Below are 23,271 nucleotides of genomic sequence, written 5' to 3'. Positions count from 1 at the left end.
CCCGCATTGCATGCGGGACAACAGGGTTTACCTGCTCTGAGTTTGTCGAAGGAAATCTCCTTGGGGACGCCGATATCAAAAAAAGATGCCCAGTTTCAATTGCGTCCCCATCGTCTAGCCTGGTCCAGGACACCGGCCTTTCACGCCGGCAACAGGGGTTCAAATCCCCTTGGGGACGCCATCATTTATCACAGAGGGGCACTGGCACAGGCCGGTGCCCTTTTCTCTTTATATTTGTTGGGATCACGTATTCAGTTTAACTTGTGATGCGAAAACAGGTGATGCCCCAGACCTGTGAAGTTGACAAATAGGGCTGCATTGAGTATTTCATTATCATTGCCCAGATCGGAGTGGAGGCCGATTCGTTTATCATCCTGCCCTTTATATGCTGATAATTTGAAACCTTAAAAGCATTTCATAACGCTCTATTTTTGTGACTATTGTAGCCATGAATGGGAATAAACCGGCAAAATCGACGAACATCTTAATCCTGGGGCTGGGCGGCATTGGCTATTATCTGGCCAAACGCCTGGTGCATGAAGGCTATGCCATTACCACTATCGAGTCAGAGCGTGCAATGATTCGGCAGGCCGATGGGATTTTAGATGCCCGCATGATTCAAGGCAATGCCATGAGCATTGAATGCTGGCGAGAGGTCGAAGCCACTAAGATGGATTATCTGATTGCGGTCACCAATAACGATGCCGTCAATATGATGGCCTGTTTGATTGCCGACCGTTTTGGCATACCGCGCAAAATAGCCCGCGTCCGCTCGCTGGAGTGGGGTGGCGAAGACTCTTTTCTTAAAACCGACGACCTCAAGATTGATTTGATCATTCATCCAGAAGAGCTGGCGGCCCAGGAAATATACCGATTGATTAAATTGAGAGCCGGCAACGAAATCATCGATGTGGCCGAAGGACAAATTCAGGTTATGGCCACCCGCATTCATGAAAAATCGCCGCTGGCCTATCGCAAACTGAAAGATATCTCCAAAGAGCACCGTGAGTTTCCATTCCGGGTCGTGGCGGTTGCAAGGGGAATTACGACCTTGATTCCCGGTGGTGAGCATGAGCTGTTACCCCAGGATCAAGCCTTTTTTATGGCAAGCAACGAGAATCTGCCCCGCCTGATGGGTCTGACAGGCGTTGAGCAGCAGAAACGCCATCGGGTGATGGTTTTGGGCGGCGGCCTGGTGGGACGGCGTCTGGCAGAGCTGCTCGACAAATCGGTGGAGGTCAGGTTGATCGAAAAAAATGAACGCTCGGCCCAGGAACTTTCCTATGAGCTGTCGAATACCGAAGTTCTGCATGGCGATGGGTCGGATTCAAATGTGCTGGTGTCAGCGGGACTGCTTGAAATGGACACCTTTATAACGGCCACCGGTGAAAACGAAACCAATATCATGAGCTGTGTTCTGGCTAAGCACCTGATGAATTCACCGAACGGCAAACTGCGCGGCAAGCAGGGAAAATGTATTGCCCTGGTGAATAAGGAAGATTACCTGGTACTGGCTGCGACAATGGGATCCGATATTGCGCTGAACAAGAAAATTTTGGCCGCCAATGAAATTCTCAAGTTTATCCGTCGTGGCGAGTTGATATCCGTGGCGCACCTGCACGGATTTGATGCCGAAGTGGTTGAGATCGCCGCTGCTCCGGATTCACCGATTACCCGCAAACCTCTCTCCAAATTGGACCCGTTCTATTATGGAAAATTAATGATAGGGGGCATTTATCGTGATGGCGTCTGGCAAGTCGCCGTCGGCGACACCCATATTCAAGAAAATGAGCGCGTGATTGCAGTCTGTCTGTCACCGCAATTAAAAGACGTCCAGACCTTATTTTCAGCCTGAAACCACTTAGACCACCTTTTTTTGAAAAGACAAAAGCTATCCACAAAATAGTAGATTACGTTCAAGGGCAAGGCGTCGATTTTGTTTGTAAGCGGAGCGTACATTTCGTACGTGAGCATTGCAAACCAAATCGCAACGCAGCCATTGGACGTAAGATGCATTTTGGGGATAGCTTTTATCTTTTCCAGAATGACGGATAGAATATAACCAGCGCTGAAAACATCTCCAGACGACCCACCAGCATATTCCAGGATAAAAACCATTTGCCCACATCTGAAATATGGGCGTAATTCTGGGACGGGCCCACTCCACCGAATCCTGGGCCGATGTTCATCAGCGTGGCGATGACAGAACTCATGGCGGTCAGATAATCCATTTGGTCCACGATCACCATAAAGCACCCCCCGGCCAGGATCAGGAAAATGTTAACGATAAAATAACACACGGCCAGATCGACGATTTGAGACTCCACCGGGCGCCGGTTCAATCGAATGGACATGACCGCCATGGGCCTGAAAAAGATGCGCTTGATGGCTGCGACGCCAAATTTGCAGATAAGGACATAGTGAACGACTTTAATACCGCTGGTGGTCGATCCGGCGCAGGCGCCGATAAAACACACCGCAAATAGAAACATCTGTGCCGCCTGCGGCCATTGCTCATAATCAGCTGTGGTGAATCCAGTGGTTGTCAGAAGTGAGGTAACCTGGAAAGTGGCAAACCGGATCGATTCCATCAGGCTGGGATAGGTTTGCTCCTTCCACAAAATCCATGACACCATGCCGCAAAAGAAGAGCATGAATCCGACATACCAGCGGAATTCAGTGTTGATTTTAACGACCCGCCAATTACCCAGCAGCATGTGGTAAAAAAGCATGAACGTCATGCCGCCTAGGAACATAAAAACGATGATCACCCAGTCAAAGTAAGCATTGTTGTAGTGCCCAATGCTGGCATTCCAGGGTGAATAGCCAGATGTCGATACGGTCCCGAAGGAATGGCATAATGAGCTGAAAAGGGACATGCCCCCCAGGCACAGCAAAAGGGTTTCGAGCAGGTTCAGGGTCATATAGATGCCCCACAGCCAGATCATGGTATCCCGGTTGCGGGGAATGAATTTTTCGCGGGTGATCACCTGCCCGGGACTGGACTCGGCGCGAAATAAGCGCAAGCCCCCCATGCCGTGGGGCAGAAAAATAACGGTTAATGTTAAAAATCCCATTCCGCCGAGCAGGTGGGTCTGGCTGCGCCAGAACAACAAGCCGTGCGGGACCACTTCGATATCCGTCAGGATGGTCGCACCGCTGGTGGTGTAGCCGGACATCATCTCAAAAAAAGCATCGGTAAAAGCGGGGATGGCGCCGTGGAACATAAACGGCAGACCGGAAATCGCGGAGATCAGAACCCATCCGAAGACGGCGATGAAATAGCCGTCTTTCAGATTTAATTGGTGGGACCGGCGAAAAAATCGCCACAGGGGCACACCCAAAGCGATGGAGATGACTCCCGTGATGGCGATCGCAAACAGATCATCTTCTTGGTAATACAGTGAGCAGATGACCGGAAACACCATCGAGAAGCCGGTGACAATTAATAATTTTCCAAGGACATTTGCGATAGAGGAATAATTCATATCTAATTTGAATAGTTACGTCATCGTATCCTTCTAGAAATGTTGGTCTTGCGAAGAAGCCACTTGCTGATAGCACCTTTGTTCGTGATGGTCACTCGCAAAACCGTACCGGCTAAAATTATCTGCTCGGACCGACGGGTTTCTTTCCCCTTCTTTCTTTTCGTTTAATGCTCCTCAGGCGTCTTTCTGTTTCCGGATAAAGATCTGGATAAAAATCTTTCCAACGTTTCAGCATCCAATTCCATTGGCCCAGATGTTTTCGAATCGCGAGCTCGGCGCAGTCGGTGATTCGCTGGGTATTGATTTGCAAATCGAGCCGCAGGTCGTTGGTTCTCTGCATTTCAACAGGGGGCTCAATTTGCACAATCAGTTCGCCTTGTGGATTGCGATGACAGAACCCGGGAATAATCGGGCTCTTGCAGCGAAGACCCAGCAGGGCGGCCGCCGGTGTGGCCGTTGCCCGGCGGTTAAAGAATCTGACCTCAACACCCTCAAATCGCCGGCTGATATCCATCAGTATGGTGACCATCCCCCCCTGACGCAACGTTTGCATCATTTCCGGCAGGGCACCTTTCTTATAGATAATCTTGTTGCCAAAACGCGTGCGCAAATTGTGGATCAGCTGGTTAAGATAAATGTTTCGCATTTTTTTGGCGACGCTGGCCATTTGCACCTCTAAAAGACAGGGGAAGACTTGCGCCGCCATTTCGTAGTTTCCCAGATGGGCCGTAACGATAACAACTCCTTTGTGCTTGGCCAGCGCTTGATTTAAGGTGTCTTCATTTTCGATACGCACTTTTGCAATGAGTTCTTGTCGTGTTAAACACCCCATTTGCAAAAACTCTACTAAGGTGATCCCGATATGCTGAAAAACCTGTTTCGACATAGCCTGGATTAGCTCCGGCGATGATAGGACCTGGGAAAATTGTAAATTGCGCCGCACGATATATCGCTGCGTTGGTGCGATACGATACAACAGATTGCCAATGAATGTGCCCATTCCCATCAGATGTGATCTGGGTATTCTGGCAACCTTAGTTTTCAAGGGATTTCGACGGGTCGTCAAGGGGGAAATATGATGACTATTGGATGTATTGTTGTGGTTTGTCATTGGCGTCGTTCTTCAGGTGCATTTTGAAAGGGAATATGACCCTTGAATTTTACAATGACGGAAATTTGCACCCTCAGTAACAGAGAAAAGTAAAGGTGTCAACGGATGAATTTAAAATAATTTCAACGGTATGCCCCTTTGCGATACAGCTTCCAGAAAATCACGCAGGTGGCCAGCAGCGGATACCGTTTTAGCTTCAAGGGCACTTCGACTTTCACACCCGAGTGGCGCTCGATTTTCCAAAGGATGTAATCGATCCCGCCACGAAATGTCAACAGACCCTTTAACAGCCTTAACGCAGATAGCAATTTGCCCTGCCATGACCGCACCATCCAGTCCAAACGACTCATGCGACGAGAACGCTCAGGAATTGATATCGTATAGCGATATGTGCCATTTTTTTTGTGAGTTTCAATAGGATAGGATAGATTTTCTAGCGCGGTCCGGGTCAATTGCTCGTAATATTGCGGTGCGGCTTCAAATAGACCGGCCAATTTTTCCGGTCGCTCAGCGCGAAGTTCAGCCCGATAACTGAGGGTCCATCCCAGTTGCCATAACTCGCGGGTCCTAAAAGAGGCCGGCATTCGCGGCAGCACGCGGGTAACGAATCGCAATACCGCCTGTACCAAAATGGATTGAATCCGTTCGACAATTTGATCGTTGCGGGCATATATCAATCCCACCGGTTGGGCAAATCTTCCCCAGATATAGGAGTGAAACCAGCGGGCCGCACCCGCGCTAAAATCATTGAGTGACAGCACGGCGTATTTGGCGCGCACGACGCGATCTTCAAAAGGCACTTCGATATAAAATACATTGGGCGGCAGCATTTTGTTCAGGGCTGCCAGCAGACAACGCTCTTCAATGTCACGATACCGATCCACCAATACATAAAGGTCAACCAATCCACCCCGATCTTCGCCGGTTCGCAAACATGAACCGTAAAACACAATGGCTTCGATGGCTGCTCCATAATCTGTTAAAAGACGATCTGCCAGAGCGTGTATCGCCGGTGAGGCCGGCTGAAAAGCCTGTTGGGCAATCTGATCAAAAATTTTGGTGTCTGTGGGCATGGTTATACTTGCAGAAAAGAGGCCTGTCCGCCGCAACCGACCACGACAGGACCGAGTTTGCTGTCAGGATTGTATAATTCACCATCAAGATTAAACCCACTGTCCAGGGTCAGATGGGCCTTTTCGATATTATGGCTGACATAGCCGTTTGCTGGTTTGTTATAACGATTTTGTTGACCCCGCATCGCAGCCGGAAGCACTTGCAGAAAATGACGGGGATTGGCACTCACAGCCGTGTAATGCAACGGTTTGGCTTGCACACCCCAAAAAGGCCGCAGACCCAAGAACAAGCGTTGCAGAGATGTGATCAAAAGCAAAAGGTATTTTTGTTCTTGCGCGGCATTTTGATTTAAACTGATACTGATGGGCACGGAGGATACCACCTTGCGGTCTTTTGATAGTACCGCCCATAAAAATCGAGCCAGGGCTACACCGGCGCCGAATTCACCACGCACGCCCCGTGTATGAACTTTTTCAAAGCAAAAATGGGTTGCCTGATAAATGGCGGCTGCTCCGAAAAACATCCCATAGACCGGCGATGTTAGCGACGGCATCTGGACCTTCAATACCGGCCGATGGATGCTGGTGGCGCTGTTGTTTGATGTACGTGCCCAGCTGAAAAGTCTTTGAAGGGCACTTAAGCGAGATCCCTTCAAACCCACATCACCGGCAATCATACTGGTGGTGCCGGCAGACGGTAGAACAGCCAGCAGCGGGTTTGTTTCGAAAAAACGGTTGTTAAAAATCGCCGTTAAAGCGGCCTGGACCGTCCCGTCTCCACCGTTGACCACTAGAAGATGAACTTCCTGACGGGCAAAGTCCGCCAGGGCCTCAGACACATCCGCTGGGGTTTGAACTTCGCGCTGCAGCACCCCGGTTTGCGCTGCGGCCGCCGCACGGATTTTTTTCAAACCATTGCGGTTGCCGCCACTCAATGGATTGTGCAGCATTCCCATCCGTATTGTTGAATTGGGTGCCATAAAATTACAACAATAGTCTCAATATAATGTTGGGTTTTTCAACCAGTCGATTGATGTGAAATGTCACGCGGATGATCTGCCCGCATTATTTTACACTGCCAAACATGCGTTTATTCAAACGGGATAACCGACTGGTCAATGACGTCATTGCAAAAAAGTGTTTGCTATTATATACGAGATATTGTCTTTTTGTAAAGTCAACCCAATCCGAGTTTCTAAAACCGGTTATCTGAAATCCAAACTGATGAATCCTAACCAACCGTTCACCTTGGCGCACATTTCAGACCCTCACCTGGCGCATCCCGGCGGTAGCCGATTATCCGATTTTTTAAACAAACGCTTTTTCGGGTATCTAAAGTGGCGTCTAAAACGCCAGTCTGAGCACCATGACCTCGTTCTGACCAGCATGATCGATGACGTCCTGTCCGCTCAGCCCGATCATATCGTTGTTACCGGGGACCTGACTCACCTGGGTCTGCCAGCCGAATATGCCAAAGCCAAGAAAATGCTGGAAACCCTTGGTTCCGCATTTCAGGTGACCATCATCCCCGGAAATCATGATGCTTATGTTGATGGGGCTCTGGATTGCCGCTTGGTTGAATGGGCGGATTATATGGTGGGCGATGGGGTCAAGACGTGCAATGATAGCCCCGGCGATGAAGATGCCATATTTCCAAGTTTGCGCATACGCAATGGCGTGGCGCTCATTGGTATCTCCACGGCCCAACCGTGTTCGACTTTTCTGGCGGTTGGCTGCATCGGTCATGAACAATTGCAGCGCCTAGAAAAGATACTCCTCGAAACCGGTCAAAAGAACCTGTTGAGAGTCGTTTTGATTCATCACCCCCCAACATCCGGTGTGGTCAGCTGGCGCAAAAGACTCACCGATGCCCGATCATTTCAAAAGCTATTGTATGATTGTGGGGCAGAATTGATTCTGCATGGCCACTCCCACCATCCATCCCAGTCCTATCTGGATACGACTGATGGCCGCATCCCGGTGATCGGTGTTCCATCAGCATCAGCAGTCGGCGAGAATCTCAGTCGTCGTGCTCGCTATCATCTTTACACCCTATCGCCGGCATCAGGTGGATGCGATATACGGGTATGTGTGCGGTGTTATCGCTCTGACGAAAACCGTTTCGAGACCGAGGATGAATATCATCTAACAACCTAGCGATGAAACACGGGTTTCTTTTTTTATTGACAACGACCAACCAGATGTTTAGGTAAGATGGCCCCGTCGGGCCGTTGGGAGGGCCCGCATTTGGGGCAAACGATTCAAGTCCCCACAAATGGGGGCAATATTTTCATGATTGAGGTCTATTCGATAATAACCGTTTCAGCAAAAAATCTACTTGCTGCCGATATGTGAACATTATTATGCCACTGCCCACCTTCATCATAGGCGGCGTCCGGCGCGGTGGGACTACCTCGTTGTATTACGCCATCAATGAGCACCCGCAAATCTATCTTTACCCGCATTCTGAACTCAATTACTTTGTGGAAAAAGATGTTAAAGGGCGCAAATGGCCTGACCATTTCGATGCGCCAGATCATTGGGACACATCGCATACTGTAGATGATTACGCCGCTCTTTTTCCAGTTGACATACGTGCTCGCGCCATTGGCCACAAGGGTGCCGATTTGCTTTTCTGGCAGCCAGCGCATGAACGCATTGCCCGGTTTGTGCCCAAGGCGCGCTTCATTTTTTCGTTAAGAAATCCGGTCAATCGAGCTTGGTCGCATTATTGGTTTGAACGTGCCAAAGGTCGGGAAACGCTTGATTTCGAGGCGGCTCTGGACGCAGAGGAAGAACGCGCCAAACAAAACAAATGGGCCGGCTACCATCTTTCCTATTTGGCACGCGGTTTTTATGATCAAAACTTGCAGCGGTTCTTCAAGTTCATTCCACCTGAGCAGGTGCTGGTCATTACACTTGAAGAAAAAATCGCCCAGCCACGTAAAACACTAGAAAAAATTTATCGCTTCGTGGGTGTAGACCCGGAACTGGGGCATCAACAGTCAGAATCGCGTCGCAATAAAGGTTGGGCCACTATACCGCGACCGTGGACCCATCACTCGGCAATAGCGCCTGTGGTGAGTGGTTATGAGAGTTTGACCAACGCACTTGCCAGAGTACTAACCCCGTCAAGGGATTCCCGACGACTGTTGCGCAATTTTCTACAAAAGCCTTTTCGTCAATCAATGCGGCGGGTGCCGTTGCCCGAAACGCTCCGGCAAAGACTAAACGACCGCTATGCGCCGCATATTGCCACTCTCGAAAAACTTTTGGATCGTTCCTTTGATGAGTGGCGGTTCCCATAGTTACTGAATCATCCAATTACAACTCGACCCATGGCCGGCCTATAAATTTATTCAATAAACGCTTAAAATATGCTAATTTTCGTTCATCTTTCTGCCTTGAAATTCTGTGCTCAATGCAGGGTGGTCAGCCTAAAGAGACGCTATTTGGAGAAATTTTTGTATGTCTAAAAAAGTGATATTTGCTCATGCCGGTTGGACCTTCTGGGATGACGCTGCCATAAGGCTGCGGGACGATTATGGCTGGGAAATCTGCTATTTCATTGGGGGAACCCATCAAGAAAAAACCCAAAAGCATTTTCCGGAAGCCATATTTCACTCCCATGCTGACGCCAAACGCATTCGGGTACCCAAGGGATGCGAGGCAGTCAAACCGTCACCATTGGATAAAAATTTAATCACGGCTTTGTCCTCGAATGAGTCGATATACATCAAAATGATGGATCGCTTTAACTATAACCGGACACTAAGCTACCAAGAGCGCATTGCGACATACCACAAGCAACTAATGTACTGGAATGGGGTTATCGAACACTTTAAACCGGACTTGGTGGTGTTTCGGATGGCACCGCATATGTGCCATGATTATGTCTTATATTCACTCTGCCGCGTTATGGGGATCGACACCCTAATGTTTGAAAGGCCGACGATTCCCGGTCTGGTATTTCCGGTGGGATCTTTTGAGGATCAATCACCGGTCATCAAGAAAAAATACCTTGAGTGCTTAGCAAGGGAGAGTGGGGCGGTTATCTCAGTGTCGCCTGAAGTCTCTGCTCATCTGGAAAAACTGGCCAAACCCTACGAGCAGGCCATGCCATTTCATGAGCAATACAAGCAGAAACGATACAGCGGTGGTGAATTCGGTGCCTCTATTGGAATCGTATGGCGTCTAATATACGATCAGGTCAAAGGAACGCTGTTTGATAAATGGGACAGTGAGTATCGCAAAATGAAATTCCACAATCGGTTGGGACAAATCAAACGCAAAAAGCTCCAGGCGCATTACCATCAGCTGGCTAACAGCGTGGATTTAAACGTCCCCTATATTTTTGTCGCTTTGCAGTGTGAGCCTGAACGCCAATCCTGCCCGGTGGGGGGGGTGTTTACACACCAATATTTGATGGTCGACCTGCTGTCCAAGCTGGTGCCGCAGGGCTGGAAAGTTTATGTTAAAGAACATCGATCTCAGTTTAAAAAATACCAATCAGCAGAGCGCTCCAAGACCGTTGAATCTTATGAATACCTTGCCAGTATGCCGAATGTAGAATTGGTATCGTTAGACACATCGTCATTTGAACTCATCGATCATGCACAAGCGACAGTAACGGTTGCGGGCACCGTGGGGTGGGAAAGCCTGGTAAGGGGCAAACCAGTGCTGCTTTTTGGCCAAAGCTGGTTTAGCGCTTGCAAGGGCGTATTTATGGCCCATTCGATTGAAGACTGTCAATCAGCGATTGAAACCATTAATAATGGGTTTAAAATTGATCCTGAGGAGATCAAATGTTTTGCGCATGTTGTGGAGCAAAACTCTTACAGGGGATACATCGATCCGGTATATGAGCAGATGGGGCTGATTTCACCTGAAGAAAATGCGATGAATCTGGCTAAAGCCATATATGAGTATTTTGAATGAGGATCCTTTGCCGGGGAGAAGAAGACGATTTAAACGTATGCAACGTTTTCGCCGCAAACCGGCTGTTTAAAAAGCCTGCTTTTGCGTCAGGCGTTGCACGAACTCCCAGTCATCGACGCTGTCAACGTCTATAGCCGCCTGCGGAAAGGGCAGCAGCACAGGAAGCAGGCGAACCTGCATCTTATTTGAAAGCGTTTCTAAACCATCCTTCAACGAGATTCTGCCTAACAGGTACCGCGCCACGGTCCACCAACCCAGGAGCTGCATAAGGCGCAGCGGTTTTTTGCGCTCCTGTTCTATGCGGCGCCAGAATTGAGCCGCCTGATCAGAACGAGAGTTGAGAAAACCAAACAGATTGCAGCCGCTATAGGCCCCATCTTTGAATTTTATGGCCGTGCGTTGGGTTTCAGGAAATGCGGCTATGACACCCTCATATGCTGTTAGACCGACCGCGACATCACATTCTAGTTGATACGCTGCGTTGCAAAAAAAATCTACGATCTGTGGGGTTAAGAGTGCATGATCGGCAGTGGTGACCAGCATTGGTTTATTATCCGGGAAAGCTTGCAGGGCATTATAGGTGCTCAAACTGGGCGTCGCTTGGCTGGCAATCCATTTGAATTCATTTTTATCGAGACGGGCTTGTAGTTCAGGCTCCCGCTCAACTAAAGGCCGGGAGGGTCCGCATAAGATCAGGGTGTCAACCTGCTGGGCAGCCGATAAGGCATCTAAGACCCGATGCACCATCGGTCGATTGTCGATGGGCGCAAATGATTTACAGGTCACTCCGGCGGCCTGAGCCACCGGATCCTGACCCGGACGGCTTCCGGCAAGAATGATTGCGCTAAATCGGCTTGTCTGTTGTGCCGTCATCGGTCTCCTAAATCAGGATGGTTTTAGATTAAGTTTTTACCATATATTCGATAGCGCTTGTATGCCGAGCCCTTGATCCCTTCAATGATATCTCGCGTGCCCTTATTATCTTCCAATATCCAGGACATTTCGACATCTTTTACCCTGTGTTTGATTGCCGGAGGATATAACGCCTGGATCATCATCAGCGCCATTGCCGCCCCCATGAGGCTATCCTGATACTGCTGTCGAACCCCCATAAATGGGATGCGCGTTGTTTGTGGAAACTTGACTTTCAAACGCCACAGTAACTTAAGCCAGCCGAAAGGCATTAATCGGCCGTTTAAATCACGTATGGTTTCATTGATATTGGGCACCATCACCATAAAAGCCGCTGGTCTACCGTCGATTTCAGCAATTTTGACCATTTCAAATTTCAACACCAATTTAAACTCTTTGCCCAGCTGTTTAAACTCCTTTGGGGTAAAGGGAATAAATCCCCAGTTTTGCGACCAAGCGTCATTAAAAATGTCGCCGATATTCTGCAGGTCTTCGTCAAAATTTGTTTTTCGCAAAGAGCGTATCTTGACCCGTTTTTTTGCCCTTTTGGTGACCGCCTGCATGGCCGGTGTCAGTGTAAAATCATCAACGGCCACGCGATAGGCCAATAAATCTTTTTGTTTCTGAAAGCCATTTTTTTCCATATGCATCGCATAATAAGGTCTCGCATGCCCCATCAAAAAATAGGGGGGCGTTTCAAAGCCGTCCACCAACAATCCCGGTTCCTGGTTGATCGATAAATTATAGGGCCCTAGAACCCGGTGCATCCCCTGGTCACGCAACCAACGCTCAGCAGTTTGGAAAAGTGCTGCAAACGTTTCAGCATCGTCTTCTGATTCAAGCATTCCGAAAAAACCTTCATCTGCCTGATGCTGATCAAGGTGCAATTGGTCGATCTGGGCGCTGATGCGACCCACCGGCGCCTCTTTGCGATATGCGATCCAGGATTGAAAACGGGCATGCTCAAAATAAGGATTTCGCGGCGACAAAAGTTCTTTTCGTTCCAGAATCAATGGCGGAATCCATGCGGGATCATCTGCGTAAATAGACCAGGGCAGCCGGATAAACTGTCGTAACTGATGCCGGGTTTTGACCCGATTGACGTGCAGCATAAGATGGTCTCTTTTATTGAAAGATCGATTTGCGGTTTAACGTTAGGCCCAGTAAAAGAGGCCACCGCGCTCATCAAATACCCCCGCGACTTTGTCAAATGTTAAATGTTTTATCAAGCATTATCTTTCCGGGTCATTCAACGCTTATTTGAAGCAGTAAGGAGACGGTTTAACGCACGAATTGAAATGAAACGATGACTAGTCATCTTAATTTTTTAAAATAACTGCATTGACTATATGCGTTAGGGAATGACCCGTATTTTGCCATACGTGACTTTCTCATTTTAAAGTCCATTTCCAACAATGCGGATTCAAAAGCCAACATTATTTTTGCACCCATCGTCGGCCGATTTGGCAAAAAATGGGGTGATAAGGCCAATATTGACATTTTTTTTTGAAACAATGGGATTTGATCAAATGTTTCAAAATGGGCACATATCCTTCATATTGTGTGTCGGATTGGACACACCCCCAAGTTTCGTATTTGACAAATTTTTCAATATTTGGGCTGGTTATTCATAAAAAAATAATAAATTAAGGTGTTTAGTGAGCTAAAGGCCTTAAGCGTGAAATTTTGTGATTTTAGGGTTGCTGTCGCCAAAAAATGACTCCTCAGAAAACGCCAAAATGCTGTAAGTTAGTAAAATTATAATAAATTATTTGACATCCATTTTTTATTTAGATAAGTTTCTATATAAGAAATTGCTTCACCAAGTTTTTAGGCTGCAGATAAAGGAAGCGACACCCTGTTTTCGATGAATTAAGTTAGCGCTGCATTTTGTTGACTTAACTTGTCTGGAAAAACTGGAATATCAAACGAGGAGATGGATGAAGTGACTATGGAAGCAACGCCGACTGGAAGTAATATACCCTTACGAGCTGGAGACTTTTCTACTTTGCCTGAGGCGCTCAATTATGCGGCTCAGGGTCAAACCGGTTACAATTTCTACGATGGGCGCGGCAAAATATCTGCCGTTCTCCCGTATTCAAAACTGCGTGACGAAGCCCAAGAGCTGGCTCAACGGCTCATCGGCCTGGGCCTTGAACGCGGTGCGCGCATGGCGCTGGTAGCCGATACCCATCCAGATTTCATCCGATTTTTCTTTGCCTGTCAGTATGCCGGCCTCATTCCCGTTCCGTTGCCGGCATCCATTCATATGGGCGGACGTAAAACATACGTGGACCAGTTGCATCGTCTGCTGATCAGCTGCCGAGCCAATGCCGCCATGGCAACGGATGATTATTTTCCATTCTTGAATGAAGCCGCCGAAGGTCTTGACCTCCGATTTTGCGGAACGCCTCAAGCGTTCGACGAACTTGCCAAATCATCGATTCCGCTAAGCCCGCTGGGGCCCAAAGAGCTGGCTTACATCCAGTACACCTCCGGCAGCACCAAATTTCCCCGGGGGGTTATGATTACCCAGTCGGCGGTATTAAACAATCTGGCCGCCATCGTTAAATCGGGTTGCAAGATTCGACCGGGTGATCGAGGGGCCTCATGGCTGCCGTTTTACCATGATATGGGTTTGGTGGGGCTTGTTCTGGCGCCACTGGCAGCTCAATTATCGGTTGATTATTTGAAAACCCGTGATTTTGCCATGCGTCCCAGATTATGGCTGGCATTGATGACCGAGAATCGAGCAACGATTTCAATTGGGCCTCCATTTGGTTATGAGCTGTGCCAGCAGCGGCTGCGTCAAAGTGATATCGAAAAATTTGATTTGAGCGCTTGGCGCCTGGCAGGTGTTGGCGCTGAAACCATAAGACCCGCGCCGTTATTCAAGTTTGCTGAAATGCTGGAGCCCTGCGGATTTAACAAAGAGGCATTCTGTGCCTGTTACGGAATGGCCGAATGCTCGCTGGCGGTCAGCTTTGCACCACTCAGCAATGGGTTAAACATCGACGCCGTAGATGGCGATTATCTTTCTGAACACCGTCAGGCCTTGCCGGTGGCAACTCACATGCCTGAAAGTGAAATTCGATCGAGCTGGTTTGTGGATTGCGGCACACCTTTGCCGGATTACCAGGTGGAAGTTCGCGATGGTAGCGGCCATCAGCTGCCTGAGCGACATGTGGGCACCATTTATGTAAAAGCGGCCAGCGTTATGTCCGGTTATTTTGGTGATCTAAAATTAACCCAAGAAGTGTTAACCGACGATGGGTGGTTTAACACAGGAGATTTGGGCTATTTTGTTGAAAACGGCCTTTTTATTACCGGCCGCGAAAAAGATATGATCATCATCAATGGTCGTAACATATGGCCGCAGGATCTTGAATTTGCCGCCGAACAGCAGCCTGAGGTTCGCACCGGGGATGCGTCGGCCTTTTCCGTACCGGGACCGGATGGACAGGAAAAGACGGTGATGATGGTCCAGTGCCGGGTGAACAGCGATCCAGAACGCGCCGAGTTGCGGGAGCGCATACAGCGCTTGATTTATCAGGAGCTCGGGATTGAATGCTATATCGATCTGGTGCCGCGCAATACATTGCCCCGCACCACTTCCGGTAAGCTATCCCGATCGAAGGCCCGAAAAGAATTTTTAAAGCGGACTGAAAGGGAACGACAGCCGTCATCACGCCGCCCTTTAATTTTTACGGGTAGACGGGTACAGGCGGGCTAATTGTTTTATGCCAGTCGATTCCCTTTTAATTTTCTAAATAGATAGGTGGCAGCGGAAACCAACCGGGTAGCCAATAGCGTTAAATTGGGCGAGACGGCCATCAGCTGACATTCCCCTGGTTAAAAAAGGTATCCGCAGCAACTTCATGAAAAACACAATCGCCTTAACGGGGGCAACGGGTTTTATTGGCAGCAGCGTAGCCCGGCGGCTTATAGCGGATGGATGCAAAGTCCAGGCGCTGACCCGTAGCACATCGGATCGAAGCCGTCTATTAGATTTAAATATTCATTGGGTCGAAGGTGCGCTCGAAGACCTTAATAGCTTGAAACGTCTGGTGAACGGCGCGAATGCTGTGGTTCATTGTGCCGGCGCTGTTCGTGGTGCGACTCAGGCCCATTTTGATCGTATGAATGTTGATGGCGTGGCTCGGTTGGTGCAGGCAGTCAGTGAACAGCACCCGGTGCCGCGTTTTTTATTGATATCGTCTCTGGCAGCCCGGGAACCCGATCTTTCACTTTATGCTTCCAGCAAGCGGCAGGGCGAGGTTGTTTTGGCCACTCACAGTGGACAGATCCCCTGGTCGGTCCTCAGACCTCCGGCCGTATATGGCCCTGAAGATCGCGAGATGCTTCCGTTGATGCAGTGGATGGCACGCGGTTTTGCGTTCATCCTAGGGACCGGTGACACCCGGTTTTCAATGCTGTATGTTGACGACCTGGCCGATGCCATTCAACACTGGTTGCGACATTGCAATTCTAAAAACCAGGTCTTCGAACTTCATGATGGGCACCCCAATGGCTACTCGTGGCAGGATGTCATTGAAACGTTTCATCATTTAGGCGTCAATCGTGTGCGACGGGTTCACGTGCCCGTTGCAGGAGTTCGGCTGGTGGCAGCGCTGAATCTTATCGCTGCCCGGTTATGGGGTTATCAACCCATGTTGACACCGGCAAAGCTGCGGGAACTCACACATCCCGACTGGGTGTGTGAGAATGTAGCGATTACGCGCGAAATCGGTTGGACACCTCGGGTATCGCTTGCAGACGGCCTCAAGAGAACACTCGGTTTTAACAAAACGAATGCCTGTTAGAAAAGGTAATGATACGGTTATCCTCACGCAAAGCGCGCCAAGCAAAGATTTTGTGTTAAGAACTAATTGCACCTGGCGCCTTGGCGTCTTTGCGTGAAACCTTACTAAAAACGGATCGCAAAGAGATGAAGCCTATGCAGGACTACGAAAGCTTACTTAAGCGCGTCTGTGAACTGTTGGTTCCCTTTGTTGAACAAGGAACTGCTTTACGGGAAGATTCAGATTTTGTGGCTGATCTAAATTTTGATTCGCTCAAAGTTATGAAATTGGTGGAACAGGTTGAGGATGAGTATGATATATCCATACCCTTGAATATTCTTCCCGATGTACAAACAATTAAAGATTTTGTCATGCAACTTCAAAAATTAGTGAGTCCATAGGGAGTATTTAGTGTTTAGTAAAAGACCGAACCCCCAACACTAAACACTAAATACCAAATACCAAACACGAAGGAAGTTAGAGAATGAGCCTTTTTGATAAATTTGAGCAGATAGCGGCGGCGCGACGGTCATTGGTTGAAAAAGGGATACGATCAAACGTGATCATGGAAAAAGTGGTCTCATCCACAGAGGCGATTATTAACGGCCGTACTGTGATCCTTGCCGGAACCAACAATTACCTGGGTCTGACATTTGATGCGGATTGTATCGAGGCCGCTTCTAAGGCCGTCAAAGAACAAGGCACCGGAACGACTGGCTCCAGAATGGCCAATGGCAGCTATTCAGAGCACGTAAAATTGGAGCAAGAGCTGGTCGATTTTTTCGGCTGCAAATACGGTATGGTCTTTTCGACCGGCTACATTGCGAATTTGGCCATGTTATCAGCGCTCACCGGTCCGGGTGATGTCCTATTAATTGATGCCGACAGCCACGCCAGCATTTATGATGGCTGCCGTCTGAGCGGCGCTGAAATTATCCGATTTCGGCACAATGATCCAGACAATCTGGCCAAACGACTTCAGCGGCTGGGTGAACGCACAGCCAATACACTCATTGTGGTGGAGGGCATCTACAGTATGATGGGCGATCGCGCTCCGTTGGCCGAAATTGTGGGGGTCAAAGAACAATACGGTGCCTGTCTGCTGGTTGATGAAGCACATTCGCTGGGGGTCTTGGGTTCAAACGGCCGCGGGTTGGCCGAAGAGGCTGGTGTAGAGCAAAACGTTGATTTTATTGTCGGCACTTTCAGCAAGAGCCTGGGGGCCATCGGTGGATTTTGCGTTAGCAACCAGGCAGCGATGAATTTGGTTCCCCTGGCGGCACGGCCTTACATTTTCACCGCTTCCTCATCGCCTTCAACCATCGCCTCAACCCGCGAAGCGTTGAAGGTATTAAGAGCACGACCCGAATTGCGCGAAAGATTGTGGGGTAATGCCCAACGTTTATACCAAAAGCTGCAAGGGCTTGGATTTCAGCTTGGCCCGCAAATCAGCCCGGTCGTTGCCGTGCGGGTTGCCAATGTCGAACAGGCCGTCGCCCTGTGGAAGGGCCTTTTAGAAAACGGTGTATATGTCAATCTGGTGACACCTCCGGCTACGCCGGATGGGGGCTGTTTGCTGCGCTGCAGTGTCAGCGCCGGCCACAGTACAGAGCAGATTGATCAAATTGGTGCTGCGTTTGCAGTGCTCAAAGAAGTTGTTTTGGAGGGCGAAACCGTTTAAAACGCGGGTTTTTAAAAACGCCCGATCATAAAGGGCATGATGTGAAACGCTGATGCATATACTTGTCTCCTTATTTCGACGCTATCCGATAAAAAGCATTTTGATGCTGTTTGCCATGCTGGTGGCTGCCGTGGCGGAAGGAATCGGTTTATCTGCCATGTTGCCCCTGCTGAGTACGGCTGTTGGCAGCGAGGCCGGCGGTGGTGACGGCACGAGTCCAGCGGCCGAACGCATTGTCAGACAGGGCCTTGAGGAGTTGGGTCTTCCGCCGACATTAGAAGTTCTTATGCTGGTCATTTTTTTTGCGATTTTGATCAAATGTTTCCTTATCTTACTGGCCAAAAAACAGGTGGGCTACACCGTTGCTCAGGTGGCAACCGACTATCGTTTGGAATTGCTGCGGGCTTTGCTGGCCTCAAGCTGGGCGTTTCATCTGCGACAACCCGTTGGTGCACTGGCCAATGCCATGACAACCGAAAGCAGCCGAACCAGCAAAGCGTATCTGAGCGGTGCCTCCATGATCATCTTCTTAATTCAGGTGATCATCCTGTCCATTGTGTCTTTTTTGGTTTCCTGGCAGGCAACCTTAGCCGCTTTGGCAGGCGGCTTTTTTATTTTTTTTGTGTTGAAGCGTTTGATCAAAAAGGCGCAACGGGCCGGCAAGCGCCAGACCAAGGTCATGAAATCATTGGTGGGGCAACTGGTTGACAGTTTGCAATCCATAAAGCCGCTGAAAGCCATGGCACTTGAAAAATTGGCTGAATTGGTGCTGGCCAAAGAAACCAACAAACTCAACAAAACATTTCGCAAGCAAGTTCTCAGCAAGGAATATTTGCGCGCTTTTTCCGAGCCGTTGCGATTTATTTTCCTGCTGCTGGGCTTTTATTTTACCTTTAAATACCTGAAGCTGCCGGTGACAACCCTGATGGTGTTTATCTTTTTGATTGCCCGCATTCTGATGCAGCTGGGTAAAGTGCAGGATGAATACCAGAAAATGGTCACCTACGAGAGTGCCTACTCATCATTGAGAAATAAGATCAATGAGGCTTTGGCAGATCGGGAAGTTGAATTCGGCACGCAATTGCCTGTTTTGGATAAAGGGATTCAGCTAAGTCAGATTTCGTTTGCCTATGAAAGTAGACAGGTGTTGCGAAATGCGTCATTCGATTTTCCGGCCGGATTGATGACGGCCATTGTGGGCCCATCGGGCTCGGGCAAAACCACAGTTGCGGATCTCGTCATTGGCCTGATGAGACCCCAGCAGGGTGAAATCTTGATTGATGATCTTCCGCTGGATCAGATCGATGTGCGAAAATGGCGACACATGATCGGCTACGTTCCGCAAGAGACCTGGTTGCTGCACGATAGCGTGCTGAACAACGTCACCCTGGGTGATCCGGAACTGTCGACAGAAGATGCCATCCAGGCCCTGCAAGCTGCTGGTGCTTGGGATTTCGTACAAAAAATGCCACAAGGAATAAACAGCACTGTCGGCGAACGCGGCGGTAAGATATCCGGGGGACAGCGACAGCGCATCGCCATTGCCCGGGCTCTGGTTCACCAACCCAAATTGTTGATTCTGGACGAAGCTACGACCGCCTTGGATCCGGAAAACGAGATGGCCATCTGCAATACCCTGCGCGAGCTGCGTGGCCGCTTAACGATCCTGGCGATTTCACACCAGCCAGCAGTATTAGAGGTGTCTGATCGTGCTTATCAGATGCAAAATGGCTCAGCTGTGCCGGTTATCAAAGAGGATTCATCATCGAATCTGAATTTAGCGGAGAATGCGTCGGGCACGGACCAAAAATTGAAAGCGGCCGATAACCCCAATTAGCGGTATTAAACATCATGTCTGTCGATTATTGTTCTGGTGATGGCGGAAAGCTGACGGTTAAGACAACAGGCGAAATTGCGAGATAATCCCAGATACAGCAAATAGGAACCTTTTTGAATGCGTTTATTAATCATATTTTTACGTGCCTATCCCATACAAAGTGCCATCACACTGGGTGCCATAATTCTTGCCGGTTTAAGTGAAGGCGTCGGCATTTCGATGTTGTTGCCGTTGCTCAGTATTGCTGCTGATGTGAACGCGGGTACGGGCGGCGAAATTGCTAGTGGCGCTGGCTCAAAGCTTAGTCAAATTGTTTACAATATATTTGAAACGATCGACATCACGCCGACAATTGGCATTCTGCTCATTATATTTGTCGTTTGCATGACCCTAAAAGCACTTTTTACTCTGATTATGAACAGGCGGGTTGGTTTTATGGTCGCACAAGTCGGCACCGATTTGCGCTTAGAATTGCTCCAAGCACTTTTCGGCTCCCGCTGGGAATTTTTTATACGCCAACCGGTCGGAAGTATTCTCCATTCTATTAGAGGCGAGACTGCATCAGCTGCAAGAGCCTATCTAAACGGCGTTACAATGATGGCGGTGGCCCTGCAAGCGGTGGTTTACGGAGTAATTGTATCTCTGGTTTCATGGAAGGCAACTGTGGTGGCTATAATAGCGGGCATCTTAATCTCGTTGATTGTGCGACCTTTCATTGGGAGGTCAAAACGTGCAGGCCAGCGTATGGTCGCTATATCTCAATCATTAATGAAATACTTGGCCGATAGCTTGATCATGATCAAACCACTGAAAACCATGGCCCGCGAGCATCTGGCCCGTGCTGCATTGGAAAAGAAAACCGAAAAGTTAAAAAGGACCATCAAAAAGCAGGTATTGAACAAGGTTGCGCTGTCGGCCTTTCAAGAACCTTCAACGGTGGCATTGACGGCTGTAGGTCTTTATGCAGTTCTAGTTGTCTGGAAAATGCCTTTAGCAAGCGTTTTGGTTTTAGTTTATATGTTTTCCAAGTTGATGAAAAGAATTCAGAAGGTCCAAAGTCTGTATCAGCAGGTGGTTGCCTCCGAAGCGGCCTATTGGTCTTATGAGACTAAACTCAAAAGTGCTTTAGCAGAGAAAGAAACGACCTCCGGTAAACGACGACCCTCTCTGAATCATTCTATTCGCCTGGAGCAAGTTCACTTCGCCTACACAGAACGCTGGATACTCGCAGAGGCCGAGTTCGATATTCCAGCAAATTCCTTCACAGCGATTGTGGGACCCTCTGGAGCCGGTAAGACAACAGTCGTTGATCTGATAACTGGATTGCTGCAGCCACAAGAGGGCCAAATATTAATTGATGGTATCCCTCTATCTGAAATCAATCTAAGAAACTGGCGCAAGATGATCGGTTACGTACCCCAGGAAACTCTGTTGCTGCATGATAGTGTGTTCGTTAATGTCACGCTGGGTGAACAAGAATTCAAATTTCAAGATGCCAAAGTCGCTTTGCAAGCTGCCGGGGCTTGGGATTTCGTTCAAGAACTTCCAAAAGGCATAGCTACACAAGTTGGTGAGCGCGGCCACAAGCTATCAGGCGGGCAACGGCAACGCATTGCAATTGCCCGGGCACTTGTACATAAACCCAAGTTGCTGATTCTAGATGAAGCGACAACCGCCCTTGACCCGGAAAATGAAACCATTATCTGTGAAACATTGCGTAAGCTTAAAGGGCAACTGACCATCTTAGCCATTTCCCACCAACCGGCTATATTGGGCGTAGCTGAACGGGCGTATCGCCTGATCGACGGAAAAGCAGCGTTGGTACCGGATTTGTTGACGACCGACATTCAAGAATTGGATGGCACCACGGCCATCGTTTAGTGCTTGGACCTGCAAAACGGTGGCGATCGTAAACGGTTTGTAAAAATGACTGATTATAAAGACATTGATCCTGTTTTACAGGAAGCGATACGTCAGATTCGGTTAGTGGCACTTGATTTTGACGGCGTCTTTACCGACAACATGGTATATGTTTTGCAGGATGGCACGGAGGCGGTGCGCTGCAATCGCAGTGATGGGATTGGTTTGCAGAAATTAAAAAAAATGGGTATCGAAACGGTTATTATTTCAACCGAAGCCAACCCGGTGGTGTCGGCCCGGGCGCAGAAACTGAAAATCCGCTGTTACCAAAATTGTGAGGATAAACTTCAGAAACTAAAAAGCGTTGCCCACGAACTCGGCATCTCATTGGAAGAGATCGCATTTGTCGGCAATGATGTTAATGACCAAGTGTGCTTGAAACATGTGGGGCTGCCTATTGTTGTCAAAGATGCGCATGCGGATGTGGTCTCGATGGCACACTATCAGACCAAAAATTTAGGCGGGCATGGCGCCGTGCGTGAGATTTGCGATCTATTTGAACAAGTGCTGGCCAAATGAAGAATTAGAAATTAGATCCTAAATAATCGTTTATAATTTAAATGATGAGAATTCAAATATGACTCACGAAAACACGAAACACTTAAAGCACGAAAACATTTTTTGTTTCGTGTTTCCTTACTTTCGTGCTTTCGTGATGAATTCTTTTCTTGAAGAGTGTTTCGTTTCTCTATGTTAAAGGATTTGCATGCGAACGGCTGAACGTCGCAATATCGTCAGCGTTTCATGGGGCGATCATCTAATTTTCGGAGAAGGCGATGGCCGGCTAAGAACCGTAGAAGCACTAACCCGGCGGATGAAATGCTGGCAAAAGGCGTTAAATGTTGACATTATCCACTGGCGCTGCACTCGGGATCGAATAAATGGCCGATTTTACCAGGGCCGGGGCTACAAACATTTTTATACGGCTGCCAAATCGCAAGTCGATTGGGATGATTTCAAGGTCGTACCGGAAATCGCCCACCAGCATGGCATGCAGGTGTACTTATATGTATCCTTGTTTGATGAAGGCTGGCCACTTCTACCTAAAAAAACAAGGGAGGTTAGCTATCACAATCGGATGCATTGTCAACATGTGAGCTGGCAAAGCGATTTTAGCAGGAAGAATCCCCAATATACGGTGGTTGATCGCTCATTGCATCAGAAGCAATGGGGAGTGTTATGTTTGGCGTACGCTGAAGTTCGCAAACATATGATTCGGCGATACCTTCGACTTCTGCAAAAAGGGGAATTTGATGGATTGTTCGTCTGCCTGCGCTCACAATCCAGGCCTGCAGAACATGCGGATCAATACGGGTTTAATGACCCCATTCAGAGCGAATTTTTAAGACGCTATGGGAGCGACATTCGAACAGAAGATTTTGATTTACAACGATGGCGCGACCTCTTAGGAGAATACCTGACCTGTTTTTTTCAGGAGTTGCGAATAGCGCTAAGCGACTTGCATGTTCAGCTTGCGGTGGGAGTGCCGCGCGGATGGTTCCTCGGCCC

18 protein-coding genes and 1 tRNA gene are annotated in these 23,271 nt (G+C 48.7%); 13 read left to right on the top strand and 6 right to left on the bottom strand.

What is annotated here, in order from left to right; genetic code table 11:
* The first annotated feature begins 103 nt into the window (after positions 1-103).
* Both QNJ26_04000 and trkA read left to right on the top strand, forming a co-directional pair.
* A tRNA-Glu gene (locus tag QNJ26_04000) sits at positions 104-181 on the top strand.
* Between the two features lie 267 nt (positions 182-448).
* Positions 449-1,855 carry a Trk system potassium transporter TrkA gene (gene trkA / locus QNJ26_03995; protein MDJ0984686.1) on the top strand — a complete coding sequence of 469 codons (1,407 nt, stop codon included), beginning with the start codon at positions 449-451 and terminating at the stop codon, positions 1,853-1,855.
* Between the two features lie 175 nt (positions 1,856-2,030).
* On the opposite strand, the gene QNJ26_03990 is transcribed toward trkA, so the two are convergent.
* From QNJ26_03990 to QNJ26_03975, 4 genes are all read right to left on the bottom strand, one after another.
* A complete protein-coding gene (locus QNJ26_03990) occupies positions 2,031-3,488 on the bottom strand; it encodes a potassium transporter TrkG (GenBank protein ID MDJ0984685.1) in 1,458 nt (485 codons plus the stop codon).
* A 118-nt stretch (positions 3,489-3,606) separates the two neighbouring features.
* On the bottom strand, positions 3,607-4,599 hold the full coding sequence (locus tag QNJ26_03985; GenBank protein MDJ0984684.1) for a hypothetical protein: 993 nt from the start codon (positions 4,597-4,599) through the stop codon (positions 3,607-3,609).
* Positions 4,600-4,721: 122 nt separating this feature from the next.
* Entirely contained in the window at positions 4,722-5,672 is a 951-nt protein-coding gene (locus tag QNJ26_03980) for a hypothetical protein (protein MDJ0984683.1), read from the bottom strand.
* A gap of 2 nt (positions 5,673-5,674) precedes the next feature.
* Entirely contained in the window at positions 5,675-6,652 is a 978-nt protein-coding gene (locus QNJ26_03975; GenBank protein ID MDJ0984682.1) for an acylglycerol kinase family protein, read from the bottom strand.
* Between the two features lie 244 nt (positions 6,653-6,896).
* Between QNJ26_03975 and QNJ26_03970 the strand changes: the two genes are divergently transcribed.
* The 3 genes from QNJ26_03970 to QNJ26_03960 all read left to right on the top strand — a co-directional run bounded on the left by QNJ26_03970 (position 6,897) and on the right by QNJ26_03960 (position 10,610).
* Positions 6,897-7,829, top strand: a complete 933-nt coding sequence (locus tag QNJ26_03970; protein ID MDJ0984681.1) for a metallophosphoesterase — start codon at positions 6,897-6,899, stop codon at positions 7,827-7,829.
* Between the two features lie 206 nt (positions 7,830-8,035).
* Positions 8,036-8,980, top strand: coding sequence for a sulfotransferase (locus QNJ26_03965; GenBank protein ID MDJ0984680.1), 945 nt, complete (start codon positions 8,036-8,038; stop codon positions 8,978-8,980).
* 160 nt (positions 8,981-9,140) lie between these two features.
* Positions 9,141-10,610: a hypothetical protein gene (locus QNJ26_03960; GenBank protein MDJ0984679.1), complete on the top strand. Its 1,470-nt coding sequence runs from the start codon at positions 9,141-9,143 to the stop codon at positions 10,608-10,610.
* Between the two features lie 66 nt (positions 10,611-10,676).
* Here QNJ26_03960 and QNJ26_03955 read toward each other — a convergent pair whose 3' ends face one another.
* Both QNJ26_03955 and QNJ26_03950 read right to left on the bottom strand, forming a co-directional pair.
* Entirely contained in the window at positions 10,677-11,483 is an 807-nt protein-coding gene (locus QNJ26_03955) for a nucleotidyltransferase family protein (GenBank protein MDJ0984678.1), read from the bottom strand.
* A 23-nt stretch (positions 11,484-11,506) separates the two neighbouring features.
* Entirely contained in the window at positions 11,507-12,634 is a 1,128-nt protein-coding gene (locus QNJ26_03950; protein ID MDJ0984677.1) for an N-acetyltransferase, read from the bottom strand.
* A gap of 839 nt (positions 12,635-13,473) precedes the next feature.
* On the opposite strand from QNJ26_03950, the gene QNJ26_03945 reads away from it, so the two are divergent.
* The 8 genes from QNJ26_03945 to QNJ26_03910 form a co-directional block, all read left to right on the top strand.
* Positions 13,474-15,255, top strand: coding sequence for a fatty acyl-AMP ligase (locus QNJ26_03945; protein MDJ0984676.1), 1,782 nt, complete (start codon positions 13,474-13,476; stop codon positions 15,253-15,255).
* 145 nt (positions 15,256-15,400) lie between these two features.
* Positions 15,401-16,345 carry an SDR family NAD(P)-dependent oxidoreductase gene (locus QNJ26_03940; GenBank protein MDJ0984675.1) on the top strand — a complete coding sequence of 315 codons (945 nt, stop codon included), beginning with the start codon at positions 15,401-15,403 and terminating at the stop codon, positions 16,343-16,345.
* A gap of 134 nt (positions 16,346-16,479) precedes the next feature.
* Positions 16,480-16,725: a phosphopantetheine-binding protein gene (locus QNJ26_03935; GenBank protein MDJ0984674.1), complete on the top strand. Its 246-nt coding sequence runs from the start codon at positions 16,480-16,482 to the stop codon at positions 16,723-16,725.
* A gap of 83 nt (positions 16,726-16,808) precedes the next feature.
* Positions 16,809-18,005: an aminotransferase class I/II-fold pyridoxal phosphate-dependent enzyme gene (locus tag QNJ26_03930; protein MDJ0984673.1), complete on the top strand. Its 1,197-nt coding sequence runs from the start codon at positions 16,809-16,811 to the stop codon at positions 18,003-18,005.
* Positions 18,006-18,057: 52 nt separating this feature from the next.
* Positions 18,058-19,842, top strand: a complete 1,785-nt coding sequence (locus tag QNJ26_03925) for an ABC transporter ATP-binding protein (protein MDJ0984672.1) — start codon at positions 18,058-18,060, stop codon at positions 19,840-19,842.
* A 117-nt stretch (positions 19,843-19,959) separates the two neighbouring features.
* Positions 19,960-21,723, top strand: coding sequence for an ATP-binding cassette domain-containing protein (locus QNJ26_03920; GenBank protein ID MDJ0984671.1), 1,764 nt, complete (start codon positions 19,960-19,962; stop codon positions 21,721-21,723).
* A 45-nt stretch (positions 21,724-21,768) separates the two neighbouring features.
* The gene (locus QNJ26_03915; protein MDJ0984670.1) at positions 21,769-22,281 is read left to right on the top strand and encodes an HAD hydrolase family protein; all 513 of its coding nucleotides are present in this window, start codon (positions 21,769-21,771) and stop codon (positions 22,279-22,281) included.
* A gap of 187 nt (positions 22,282-22,468) precedes the next feature.
* Positions 22,469-23,271 (top strand): hypothetical protein (locus QNJ26_03910; protein ID MDJ0984669.1); only part of this gene is annotated, 803 nt, incomplete at its 3' end.

This window comes from Desulfobacterales bacterium (assembly GCA_030066985.1).
Classification (GTDB): domain Bacteria; phylum Desulfobacterota; class Desulfobacteria; order Desulfobacterales; family JAHEIW01; genus JAHEIW01.
This window is presented reverse-complemented; position numbering and strand designations above follow the sequence as displayed.

Coding starts and splice junctions, on each gene's coding strand:
- trkA (MDJ0984686.1), top strand. CDS start 449: ATGAATGGGAATAAACCGGCAAAATCGACGAACATCTTAATCCTGGGG.
- QNJ26_03990 (MDJ0984685.1), bottom strand. CDS start 3,488: ATGAATTATTCCTCTATCGCAAATGTCCTTGGAAAATTATTAATTGTC.
- QNJ26_03985 (MDJ0984684.1), bottom strand. CDS start 4,599: ATGACAAACCACAACAATACATCCAATAGTCATCATATTTCCCCCTTG.
- QNJ26_03980 (MDJ0984683.1), bottom strand. CDS start 5,672: ATGCCCACAGACACCAAAATTTTTGATCAGATTGCCCAACAGGCTTTT.
- QNJ26_03975 (MDJ0984682.1), bottom strand. CDS start 6,652: ATGGCACCCAATTCAACAATACGGATGGGAATGCTGCACAATCCATTG.
- QNJ26_03970 (MDJ0984681.1), top strand. CDS start 6,897: ATGAATCCTAACCAACCGTTCACCTTGGCGCACATTTCAGACCCTCAC.
- QNJ26_03965 (MDJ0984680.1), top strand. CDS start 8,036: ATGCCACTGCCCACCTTCATCATAGGCGGCGTCCGGCGCGGTGGGACT.
- QNJ26_03960 (MDJ0984679.1), top strand. CDS start 9,141: ATGTCTAAAAAAGTGATATTTGCTCATGCCGGTTGGACCTTCTGGGAT.
- QNJ26_03955 (MDJ0984678.1), bottom strand. CDS start 11,483: ATGACGGCACAACAGACAAGCCGATTTAGCGCAATCATTCTTGCCGGA.
- QNJ26_03950 (MDJ0984677.1), bottom strand. CDS start 12,634: ATGCTGCACGTCAATCGGGTCAAAACCCGGCATCAGTTACGACAGTTT.
- QNJ26_03945 (MDJ0984676.1), top strand. CDS start 13,474: ATGGAAGCAACGCCGACTGGAAGTAATATACCCTTACGAGCTGGAGAC.
- QNJ26_03940 (MDJ0984675.1), top strand. CDS start 15,401: ATGAAAAACACAATCGCCTTAACGGGGGCAACGGGTTTTATTGGCAGC.
- QNJ26_03935 (MDJ0984674.1), top strand. CDS start 16,480: ATGCAGGACTACGAAAGCTTACTTAAGCGCGTCTGTGAACTGTTGGTT.
- QNJ26_03930 (MDJ0984673.1), top strand. CDS start 16,809: ATGAGCCTTTTTGATAAATTTGAGCAGATAGCGGCGGCGCGACGGTCA.
- QNJ26_03925 (MDJ0984672.1), top strand. CDS start 18,058: ATGCATATACTTGTCTCCTTATTTCGACGCTATCCGATAAAAAGCATT.
- QNJ26_03920 (MDJ0984671.1), top strand. CDS start 19,960: ATGCGTTTATTAATCATATTTTTACGTGCCTATCCCATACAAAGTGCC.
- QNJ26_03915 (MDJ0984670.1), top strand. CDS start 21,769: ATGACTGATTATAAAGACATTGATCCTGTTTTACAGGAAGCGATACGT.